Annotated in this window: 8 protein-coding genes; 6 read left to right on the top strand and 2 right to left on the bottom strand. The window is 67.7% G+C overall.

Annotated elements, in window-relative coordinates; translation table 11 throughout:
- Positions 1 to 11 precede the first annotated feature (11 nt).
- Entirely contained in the window at positions 12 to 1184 is a 1173-nt protein-coding gene (locus ACFQ9V_RS17450; RefSeq protein WP_382460385.1) for a Gfo/Idh/MocA family protein, read from the top strand.
- Positions 1181 to 1867: a hypothetical protein gene (locus tag ACFQ9V_RS17445; RefSeq protein ID WP_382460384.1), complete on the top strand. Its 687-nt coding sequence runs from the start codon at positions 1181 to 1183 to the stop codon at positions 1865 to 1867. Before ACFQ9V_RS17450 ends, ACFQ9V_RS17445 begins: the two co-directional genes overlap by 4 nt.
- Positions 1868 to 1902: 35 nt before the next feature.
- On the opposite strand, the gene ACFQ9V_RS17440 is transcribed toward ACFQ9V_RS17445, so the two are convergent.
- On the bottom strand, positions 1903 to 3978 hold the full coding sequence (locus ACFQ9V_RS17440; protein WP_382460383.1) for an acyltransferase family protein: 2076 nt from the start codon (positions 3976 to 3978) through the stop codon (positions 1903 to 1905).
- Positions 3979 to 4227: 249 nt separating this feature from the next.
- Positions 4228 to 5259: a LacI family DNA-binding transcriptional regulator gene (locus ACFQ9V_RS17435; protein ID WP_382460382.1), complete on the bottom strand. Its 1032-nt coding sequence runs from the start codon at positions 5257 to 5259 to the stop codon at positions 4228 to 4230.
- Positions 5260 to 5637: 378 nt separating this feature from the next.
- Here ACFQ9V_RS17435 and ACFQ9V_RS17430 point away from each other — a divergent pair, with 378 nt between their 5' ends.
- The 4 genes from ACFQ9V_RS17430 to ACFQ9V_RS17415 all read left to right on the top strand — a co-directional run bounded on the left by ACFQ9V_RS17430 (position 5638) and on the right by ACFQ9V_RS17415 (position 10696).
- Positions 5638 to 6924 (top strand): ABC transporter substrate-binding protein, encoded by a 1287-nt coding sequence (locus tag ACFQ9V_RS17430; protein ID WP_382460381.1) that lies wholly within the window; start codon positions 5638 to 5640, stop codon positions 6922 to 6924.
- A 78-nt stretch (positions 6925 to 7002) separates the two neighbouring features.
- Positions 7003 to 7989, top strand: coding sequence for a carbohydrate ABC transporter permease (locus ACFQ9V_RS17425; RefSeq protein ID WP_382460380.1), 987 nt, complete (start codon positions 7003 to 7005; stop codon positions 7987 to 7989).
- Positions 7986 to 8882, top strand: coding sequence for a carbohydrate ABC transporter permease (locus tag ACFQ9V_RS17420; protein ID WP_382460379.1), 897 nt, complete (start codon positions 7986 to 7988; stop codon positions 8880 to 8882). The genes ACFQ9V_RS17425 and ACFQ9V_RS17420 overlap by 4 nt, the downstream gene beginning before the upstream one ends.
- Positions 8879 to 10696: a glycoside hydrolase family 35 protein gene (locus ACFQ9V_RS17415; protein ID WP_382460378.1), complete on the top strand. Its 1818-nt coding sequence runs from the start codon at positions 8879 to 8881 to the stop codon at positions 10694 to 10696. Before ACFQ9V_RS17420 ends, ACFQ9V_RS17415 begins: the two co-directional genes overlap by 4 nt.
- Positions 10697 to 10734 lie beyond the last annotated feature (38 nt).

The raw sequence follows: 10734 nt of genomic DNA, 5'->3' as shown, positions 1-10734 counted from the left end.
GGGATGAACACGTGACCGACCTGAGAATCGGCGTGATCGGCTACGGCAACCGCGGCGAGGTGGGCCGTGAGGCGCACCGCCCGGGCTCCGGCTCGGTCGTCGCCGCCGTGTGCGAACGCGATGCGGGTGCTCGCACCCGTGCCCGCGAGGACTTCCCGGATGCGCTGGTGACCGACAGCCTCGACGAGCTCCTGGGCCTCGGGCTGGACGCGGTCATGGTGCTGACGCCGGACGACCGGCATGCCGAGGTCGCGATCCCCGCGCTGGAGGCGGGGCTGACGGTCTTCTGCGAGAAGCCGCTGGCGATCTCCATCGACGACTGCGACCGCATCCTGGAGACCGCGCACCGGACCGGTTCGCGCCTGTACGTGGGGCACAACATGCGCCACATGCCGGTGATCACGCTGATGCGCCGGCTGATCCTGGAGGGCCGCATCGGCGAGGTCAAGGCTGTCTGGTGCCGGCACTTCGTCGGCAACGGCGGCGACTACTACTTCAAGGACTGGCACGCCGACCGGTCGAAATCGCTGGGTCTCCTCCTGCAGAAGGGCGCCCACGACCTCGACGTGATCCACTGGCTGGCCGGCGGCTTCTCGAGCCGGGTGCAGGCGATCGGCGCGCTCGCCGTGTACGGCGATTTGGATGACCGCAGGGACCGGTCAGGCGAGCGGGTGGACGACTGGTTCAGCCTCGACAACTGGCCGCCCACCTCGGCGGAGGGCCTCAACCCGGTGATCGACGTCGAGGACATCTCGCAGGTCAACCTCGTGCTCGACAATGGAGCCCTCGCCTCCTATCAGCAGTGCCACTTCACCCCGGACTACTGGCGCAACTACACCGTCATCGGAACCGAGGGTCGCATCGAGAACTTCGGCGACACGACCGGTTCGGAGGTGCGGCTGTGGAATCGGCGGCACGATGGCGCGGCGCCGGCCGACGAGACCTTCGTCGTCGATGGCGGGATCGACGGTCATGGAGGCGCGGACGCGCTCATGATCTCGGAGTTCCTCGACTTCGCGCGCCGGGGAGGCGTCACCGACACGTCGCCGGTGGCCGCGAGGAACGCGGTGGCTGCGGGCGTGACGGCAACGGCCTCCCTGCGGGGCGACGGCCGCACCCTCGCGGTGCCCGCGCTGGGGGACGAACTGGTCGCCTACTTCGACGCGGGGCAGCCGGCGCGATGAGCGGGGCACCGGCGGCTGACACGACGGCAGCGCTGCGGTCGATGCTGGCCTCCGGGCGCTCGCAGCCGGTCCCCGGTGTCGAGAGGGACGAGCTCGTCGAGGCGATGATGGAGCTGCACGACGAGGCCGTCGCCGCGCTCGTGACGCGAGGCTTCCCCGCATCGGTCGGCGAGGCGACGCTGGCGGACATTCCGCGCAAGGTCGAGACCTACGGCGACCTGGCCGACGACGACTGGCTGCTCACCGTGTTCAGCGGCGAGGTGGTGACCCTGGGCCGGCTGCAGTTCGAACGAGGAGCCGAGCCGCAGGGACGAAACCTGCACATCCCGGAAAACGGACCGCTGGACCCCGAGGCAGTGGACGAGTCGCTCGCGTGGGCGGCGCGCACGTTCGACGACGGCGCTCCACTCATCTGCGAGAGCTGGATCTTCGACGACCGGCTCGGCGGGCTGTCCGCCTCCAGCAACCTTCGGCGCTTCGTCGAGCGCTTCGACCGGACCCAGGCTGCGCCGAGCCTCGACGGTGCGCGCGATCTCGCCAAGTTCGTCTTCCGCTCGACGCCGGAGCGCGTCGTGGCCGAGCCGCTGCGGGCGCAGGCGTCGTCGGTCGAGCGCATCGCGTACGCGGCACTTGCGGGCGACGGGGTGTGGAGCAAGGGGTTCGGTCGGCTGCTGTCGGCGTAGGGGTCACTCGGGCGTTGGGGCGGGAGCCCTGACGTTCACATCCCCGCGCTGAGCGGCCTCGCGTTCCGGAGCGCCCGGACCAGCCAGGGGCCGAGGGACGCCGAGTAGGTGTTGCTGAGGTGAGAGGTGTCGAAGTAGACCGAGACGCCTCCGATCGCGTAGTAGCAGGTTCCGGAGTGGCAGAACCTGTCGGCGGTGGGCACGTAACGGAGGGTGTTGCCGTACCCGCGAGCGAGGAGCGACTTCTCGACGGCGTTCGTCGCGAGCGCGTGGGTCGCCGGGTTCGTGCAGTTGCCGGCGTGGGCGTTGAGGCAGGCCGGTCCGTCGCGTTGGAGGGCCGGGGTGGCGCCGGTGAGCGGGAGGTCCTGCAGCATGGCGACAGGGCGCTTCAGTTTCGCCAGTCCGTCGAGGGTCGCCGCGTAGCCGTCGGCCTGGTGGCTGGAGCCTCCCGGAAAGGTGTAGTGGGTCGACATGTTGGCGAGGACGACCTGGTCGGCCCTGGGTGCGACGCTCCTGAGCACCCACTGGTTGCGCTCGAGGCAGTTCGCCTGTTGCGCGGGATCGATGGCGTGCTCGGTGGTCGCGATCGGTGCTACCTGCGTCGAGGGGCAGGCGTATCTCATCGCGACGATGACTTTGAAGTGCCCGAGCTTGCCCGCCGTGTCGAAGGCGGGCGCCCAGGCTCCCGAGTGCGAGTCGCCCCACAGCAGGACGGTGGAGCTCGCCGTGGTGTCTCCGTAGACGCACAGGCTGTGCGAGGCCGCACCTTCGCTGTTGGCGCAGTCGTCCTTCCACGGCAACGGCTCGTCCTTCGACGCTCCGGCGATCAGGGAGGCGTTCGCGCTGCCCCAGGGGTTGCCGCACGCGGGGTGGTCGAGTGCCGCCGCGCCGAGGCAGGAGGTGGAGGACGCAGCAGTCGACTCCAACGCCTCCACGGATTGCGCCATCGCCGCCGCTGACGTGTCCATGACCATCACGCTGGGGGTGATGATCAGGGCGAGCGCCGCGACTCCCACCGCGAAGCTGCGCAGGGGCCGGCTCGCGAGGAACGCGTTGCGGCGCACCGAGTTCTCGATCCATTCGTAGGATCCCCACGCCAGGAGGAGGGTCAGGGCGACGATCGCCAGCTTCAGCACGCTCCCGAGCTGGACGCTGAGGATCGCCGGAAGCAGCACGATCAGGGGCCAGTGCCAGAGGTAGATCGAATAGGACGTGTCGCCGAGCCACTGGATGGGGCGGAACCGTGTGACGCGGTCGACGCTGAGGCGGGATCCGCTGCCGCCGCCGCCGACGATGACGAGCGCAGCACCCACCACCGGCACCAGAGCGAGCTCGCCGGGGTATGGCATGGCCGCCGACAGGGCGAACGATCCGACGGCGATCACGGCCACTCCGACCCACGGGAGGATGAGGCGGAGCCGGGGCGGCCGGACCGTCACGAAGGCGAGGATGCCGCCCGCGGCGAGCTGCCAGATCCGTGTCGGCGTGACGAAGTACGCGGCGGCGGGGTCGTTGATCGTCTCGTACATGGACCAGGCGAGGCTCAACACGATGACCGCGCCGATGACGACGGGCACGACCGCTCTCCGGGAGCGCAGCCTCACCGCGATCACCGTGGCGATGAGGATGAGGAGGGGCCAGAAGATGTAGAACTGCTCCTCCACGGACAGCGACCAGAAATGCTGCACAGCCGACGGGGCGTTGTCGGAGGCGAGGTAGTCCACGGAGTCGCCGGCGAGCACCCAGTTCTCGACGAAGAGGGCACTGGCGATCACCTGTCTGGCGGTGTTGAGCCACGTGGTGACCGGGAGGAACGCGACGGTGGCGGCCAGAACGAACGCAAGCACCGTGGCAGCCGCGGGCGCAAGGCGGCGGATCCGGCGAGCGTAGAAGCCGGCGAGGAAGCGCAGCGGCCGCTCCTGGCCGACGCTGCGCAGGAGGTGGCTCGTGATGAGGAACCCGGAGATGACGAAGAACACGTCCACGCCGATGAACCCGCCGGGGAGCTTGTCGGGCCACAGGTGGTAGAGGACCACGATGCCGACCGCGAGCGCCCGCATCGCCTGGATGTCGGCGCGTTTGGTCGTGCTCATCCGTGGTGCGAGCTGCATGATCTCTCCGTCGGGATCGGGCGATGCAAGAACTGACTTCGGGTGTCGGATCCTGGCGGGCACACAGGTGTCGTCGGTGTTCGGGCATGCGTCATCGCAACGCGGGCTGCGTGCGGTGGTGCGTGAAAGACCTGCTGAGCGCTCGTAAATCTGAGAACAACTCAGCGATGGGGAGGGTGGCCCGTTCTGTCTGCTCAATCAAGGTGCTCGGGCGAAATAGCCCCCGAAGTGGGGTGGTTCTGGGGCGAGTCAGCCGCCCACAGGTCCCGTCGACGACCGGACGATCAAGTGCGGTTCGACGGACGCCGGTGCCAGCGTGACCTCCGGGTCGGCCATGTAACGGAGCAAGTGCTGGACGGCGAGTTCGCCCATCTCAGCGAAGGGCTGCGCCACCGTCGTGAGCGAAGGCGAGCAGTACTCGGCGAGGGCGATGTCATCGACACCGACGACGGAGATGTCCTCGGGGATGCGGCGGCCGAGTTCATGGAATGCCCGGATCACCCCGAACGCCATCTCATCACTCGCCACGAACACCGCCGTCACCTCGGGGATGCGGCCGAGGATGAGGCCGTTCCGGTATCCCGACGCCGGCGACCAGTCTCCCTCCAGCGCGGGAGGCGGCGTGATTCCGGCATCTTCGAGCGTTCGGCGCCAGCCTTCCGCGCGACTGAGCGCGTCGAGCCATCCGGAGGGGCCGGATACGTGCCAGACCGTCTTGTGACCGAGCTCGAGGAGATGCTGCGTCGCTATCCGCGCAGCCTGCGATTGGTCGATGGCGACGATCTCCGTCGCGGATGTACGTGACCCGTCGATCGTGATCGTCGGCGTCGCCTTGGTGATCTCCTCGATCGCCTTCGTCGAGTGGACCAGCGGCAGTGCGAGGATGATTCCCTCCACGCCTTGATCAGCCAATCGCGACATCGCCTCTTCGATGGAGGATGCGTCGAGCGACGGGCTCGTCGCCGCACTCACCGAATAGCCGGCCGCGCGGGCCGCCTGCTCGATGCCGACGGCGATGGCGGTGCGCGAGTAGAAACTGGTCTGCAGCTGCACCACGCCGATGGTGCGACTCCGGCCCGACGACAGGACCCGTGCGGCATTGTTCTTGCGATAACCGAGCTGTTCGACCGCCGCGAGGACTTTCGCCCGCGTCTTCTGCTGCACATTCGGATGGCCGCTGAGTACGCGAGAGACGGTCTGCGCGGATACACCGGCGACCCTCGCGACGTCGGTCATCCCGGGCGGCCGCTGCGTGGAGCTTCGGGGCGCAGTCGTGGTCATCCGTCAATGATACCGACGACAAATGCCCTGCGGGCCTGCCTTGCGGCGAGTCCCGCGCTGTGGGAAAGCCCGGATGATAGCGATAACCTTGAGGTTCAGGCCGATTTCGTCCGGTGCGCCGGTGGTTTGAGCAGCCGGGCCCGGCGATCGCCGCCCTGAGCCTGGCGTTGGCCTGACCGATTGGCATCGATATCTATTGCCTCGAACCCCATCGAGCCGTTCCGGGAGAAGATGATTGAGATTCCGGCCCACGCAGACGGACTAGATCAACTTGTTATCGGTATCATTTTGTGCGATAGTCGTCCGACAAGAGGCGTAGCGGATGCGTGGCTGTCCACGTCGGCCGGAGCGCGAAGTCCTGTGATCAAAGGAGAGGCAGTGAAGAAATCAGCTTTTCGCCTGGCTGGTGTGGCCGGAGCGGTCGCGCTGGGTCTGGTGCTGGCAGGGTGTTCGTCCAGCGGGACGGGCGCCGAGAAGTCGACCGTCACGTTCTGGGGCTGGGCCCCCGGATACGCCGATGCGGTGAAGGCTTTCAACGCGTCGCACACGGATGTGAGCGTCACGTATCAAGAGGTGCAGCCGGGGGCCAAGGGCGGCTACCAGAAGATGCTCAATGCGGTCACTGCGAAGAACGCGCCGTGTCTCGCCCAGGTCGGCTACGAGACGTTGCCGAGCTTCGCCGCGCAGGGTGCGCTCGACGACGTCTCCCAGTACGCGAACGGGGACAAGGGGAAGTATCAGCCCGCGGCCTGGAAGTCCGTCTCGATCGGCGACGCGGTCTACGGGGCGCCCGTCGACACCGGCCCGATGGCGCTGTTCTACAACAAGCAGCTTTTCGACTCGCTCGGGCTCGCCGCACCGACCACCTGGGATGAGTACCAGGCGGACGCGGTGAAGATCCACGCGTCCGACCCGAACAAGTTCATTTCGTCCCCCTACATGGACTACGACTACGCGGGCCTCGCCTGGCAGCCTGGTGCGACGTGGTTCGGTGTGAGCGGCGACTCCTGGAAGGTGACGATGGCGTCCGCCGAGAACAAGAAGGTCGCCGACTACTGGCAGGGCCTGGTGAAGGACGGGGTCATCAGCAGCGCTCCGATGTACGACCAGGCCTGGTACACGGGCCTCGGCAACGGCGACATCGCCACCGTTGTGGGCGCGGTGTGGCAGGCCGGAGTCATCAAGGGAGGTGCGGCGGACGGTTCCGGCAAGTGGGCGGTCGCGCCGATGCCGCAGTGGAAGGCCGGTGAGGATCAGGTCGGAAACGCCGGCGGCTCCGCGACGGCGGTGCTGAAGGGCTGCAGCGACCCGAAGGGCGCCTGGGAGTTCGCCAACTGGATGAGCACCGACAAGACGACCTTCAACACCCTCGTGCAGAAGGCGGGTCTCTACCCGGCCGCCACGGCCTTGACGAGTCTTCCCGCGCTCACCTCGGGCGACCCCTACTTCGGCGGTCAGAAGATCTACGACGTCTTCAGCGCTGCGGCGGCCACGGTGAACCCGTCGTGGACCTGGGGTCCGGTCATGACGAAGACGGCGGCCGACCTCAACGACGGCCTCGGCAAGGCGTGGTCGGGGCAGGGCACCATCGCCGATGCCCTGCAGACCGCGCAGGACAAGACAGTGGCAGAGCTCAAGACGCAGGGGCTGAAGGTCAGCCAGTAGGTACGGCACGACAGGTGCGGCGGGTGCGCGATTCCAGATCGGCGCCCGCCGCATCAGCAAGACGGAAGGAAAGGTTTCGTGAGCGATCTGGCTCTTGCCCGTAAGCCCTCATCGTCGGCGGCCGCGAAGCCGGCGCGGATACGAGGGCGAGGGACGCTCGGCTGGCGGGCGCCCCTGCTGTTTCTCGGCCCGTTCTTCCTGCTCTTCGCGGCGATGTACGTCGCACCGATCGTCTACGCCGCGATCGCCAGCCTGTTCGTCGTCAAGCGTTCCGGGCTGGGGCTCGCCGCACCGACTCAGGTCTTCGCTCCGTCGGCGAACTACGCGCGAGCCTTCTCCGACCCCGACTTCGTCCACTCGCTCGGTCGGGTCGCCTTGTTCGGCGTCGTCCAGGTGCCCGTGATGCTCGGGCTCGCCCTCGCGCTCGCCCTCCTCATCGACTCGAAGTCCGCCCGTGGCAAAGGGTTCTTCCGGCTGTCCAACTTCCTTCCGTATGCGATCCCGGGTGTGAGCGCCGCACTGGTCTGGTCGTTCATGTACTCGACGCAGTCGAGTCCGATCAACCACCTCTTGAAGCCGCTCGGCCTCCAGGTGCCCTTCTTCGCCGACGGGACGGTGCTGTGGTCCGTGGCCAACATCGTCACGTGGAGCTGGACCGGGTACAACATGATCATCATCTACGCGGCTCTGCAGTCCATCCCCGCGGAAGTGCTGGAGGCGGCGAAGATCGACGGCGCATCCCCGCTGCGGATCGCCTGGAGCGTCAAGATCCCGATAGTGAGAAGCGCCATCATCCTCACGGCTGTGTTCTCCATCATCGGATCCGCCCAGCTCTTCAACGAGCCGACCGTGTTGCAGCCGATCTCCGGAGGGGCGATCTCGTCGACGTTCACCCCGATCATGTCCGCCCAGGCGGCTGTCTCGGCGGGCGACTATCCCTACGCGGCCGCGCAGTCGGTCATCCTCGCGGTGCTCGTCGGCATGATCTCCTTCGTCTTCTTCCGGCTGACGAACCGTCCAGAGCGCGAGCGACCACGAGTGGCACAGAGGAAGGCACGCGCATGACCGCGACCATTGACAAGATCTCGCCGGCGCGCCCGCGGAGTCGTGCGGTGAGACCGCGCCGCGACACGAGCCCGCTGAGCCGTTCGGTCGTGATGGTCCTGCTCTCCCTCTCGAGCATCTACTTCCTGTTCCCGCTGTGGTGGCTCGTCGTATCGGCGACCAAACCGTTCGGACAGCAGTTCAGCGGCAGCGGCCTCTGGTTCGACGGGTTCGGCCTGTTCGACAACCTCGCACGGCTCACCGCGCAGAACGGCGGCATCTTCTGGCAGTGGATGCTGAACAGCCTCCTCTACTGCGGCGTCGGCGCGCTCGTCGGCACGCTGCTGTCCGCGATGGCCGGGTATGCGCTGGCCAAGTACGAGTTCCGGGGCCGCGGCGCGTTGTTCGGCGCGATCCTCGCGGCCGTGCTGGTGCCGAAGATCCTCTTCACGCTGCCCCTCTATCTGATGTTCTCGGGCGTCGGACTCATCAACAATCCGCTCGCCGTGCTGCTGCCCAGCGTCGTCAGCCCGTTCGGGGTCTACCTGTCCCGGGTGTTCGCGGCGCAGTCGGTGCCCGATGAAGTCGTCGAGGCGGGTCGCCTGGACGGCGCGAGCGAGTTCCGCATCTTCCGCTCGATCTCCACGAAGATGATGCTGCCGGCTCTGGTCACGATCTTCCTGTTCCAGTTCGTGGACATCTGGAACAACTACCTCCTGCCGGCCATGGTGCTCAGCGACGATCACCTGCAGCCGGTCACGGTCGGGCTGGCGGGCTGGAACGCCAGCCATGTCGCCGTTCCGCCGCCGCTGGTCGTGATCGGCTCGCTCGTCTCGATCGTCCCGCTGGTCGTCGCCTTCCTCGCCCTGCAGCGGTTCTGGCGCGCCGGGATGACGGCGGGAGCCGTCAAGTGACGGTGGCGACGAGCGCCGCCATCCTGAACTACTCGAACGGAGCCCTGCTGCGCGACGGGGTCGAGCACCGGGTGCTCTCCGGTTCGCTGCACTACTTCCGGGTTCACCCCGCACTGTGGCGCGATCGCCTCGAACGGCTCGCGGCGCTCGGGCTCAACACCGTCGACACGTACGTCGCCTGGAACTTTCATCAGCGACGGGCGGAGCAGCCGGCGGACTTCAGCGCTTGGCGGGATCTGGAGCGATTCGTGCGGCTGGCCGGCGAGCTCGGACTCGACGTCATCCTGCGACCCGGGCCGTACATCTGTGCCGAGTGGGACAACGGAGGATTCCCCGCGTGGCTCACAGCTCGCGTGGGAACAGGGCTGCGCTCGTCCGATCCGCTCTTCCTTGACGCTGTCGCGGAATGGTTCGACGACCTCATTCCGCGCCTCGTCCCGCTCCAGGCCTCGCACGGGGGACCGATCGTCGCGATGCAGGTCGAGAACGAGTACGGCAGCTACGGCGACGACGGCGGGTATCTGACCTGGTTGCGGGACGCTCTCGTCGAGCGCGGTGTCACCGAGTTGCTCTACACCGCGGACGGACCGACCGACCTCATGCTCGATGGCGGAACCCTCCCCGGTGTTCTCGCCACGGCGACGTTCGGCTCGCGCGCCAGTCAGGCGATCGGCCTGCTCCGGTCCCGGCGGGACGGAGAACCCTTCATCTGCGCCGAGTACTGGAACGGCTGGTTCGATCACTGGGGAGAGCGGCATCATGTGCGCTCCGTCCCGAGTGCCGATGCCACCCTCGCGGAGATCCTCGAACTCGGTGGCTCGGTGAGCCTCTACATGGCGCATGGCGGAACCAACTTCGGCTTGTGGGCGGGCGCGAACCACGACGGTGCGCTGCAGCCGACCATCACCAGCTACGACTCCGACGCGCCGGTCGCCGAGCACGGCGCCATCACGCCCAAGTTCATGGCGTTGCGTGAGCGCCTGACCGAATTCACCGGCGTTCTTCCGCCGGCGCCGCCTGCCGGCCCGTCCGTGCTCGCGCCGCGAGCGGTCGCCGTGGAACACGGCGGAGCGCTGCTGGAGTCCCTCGGGTCCGCGGCGGCCGGCATCCCTTCGACGCGTCCGATGAGTTTCGAGCAACTCGGACTGCCGTCCGGGCTCGTCCTCTACAGCGCCCGGCCGCGGTTGCCGCGGGGGAGCACGACCCTGACGATCACGGGGCTGCATGACCGCGCCCAGGTCTTCGTCGACGGGGTGCCGACGGGAGTGATCTCGGAGGAGACCGGATCCCTCGAGCTCTCGGGAGTGGGTGCGCCCGTGGAACTGCAGATTCTCGTGGAGAACCAGGGACGCATCAACTACGGGCCGTTGCTCGGACAGGGCAAAGGAATTCTCGGCGGTGTGCAGATCGGGCGTCGGCTCGTCCACGGCTGGACGATGCGCGCGCTGCCGCTGGACGAGTGGTCGCCCGCACTGCTGAGGCAGCTGTCCTCCACTCCGGAGTCCGTCGGCGCGAGGTCTTCCGGTTCGGCAGGTTTTGCCACAGCTCGCGTCGAGATCACCGAGCCCGCCGACACCTTCCTCGCGCTCCCCGGCTTCCGCAAGGGCTTCGTCTGGGTCAACGGCTTTCTCCTGGGCAGGTATTGGGACGTGGGGCCGCAACTCACGCTCTACGTTCCCGCCCCGCTGCTGACCTCCGGAGTCAACACGATCACCGTGCTGGAGCTGGAGCAGTCCGGGGACCGCATCGAATTCCGTGGTGCACCGGAACTCGGACCCGCAGAGGAGTACGTCGAGACCTTCGACGACGAGTAAGCGGCGCTCCGAGAACGCCGCCGGACATGCGACTGGCC

Origin of the sequence: Leifsonia sp. NPDC056665, from assembly GCF_042791795.1 — a bacterium.
In the GTDB taxonomy this organism is placed as follows: domain Bacteria; phylum Actinomycetota; class Actinomycetes; order Actinomycetales; family Microbacteriaceae; genus Leifsonia.
Note: the sequence above shows the minus strand (reverse complement) of the source record. Positions and strands in the feature narration are given on the sequence as shown.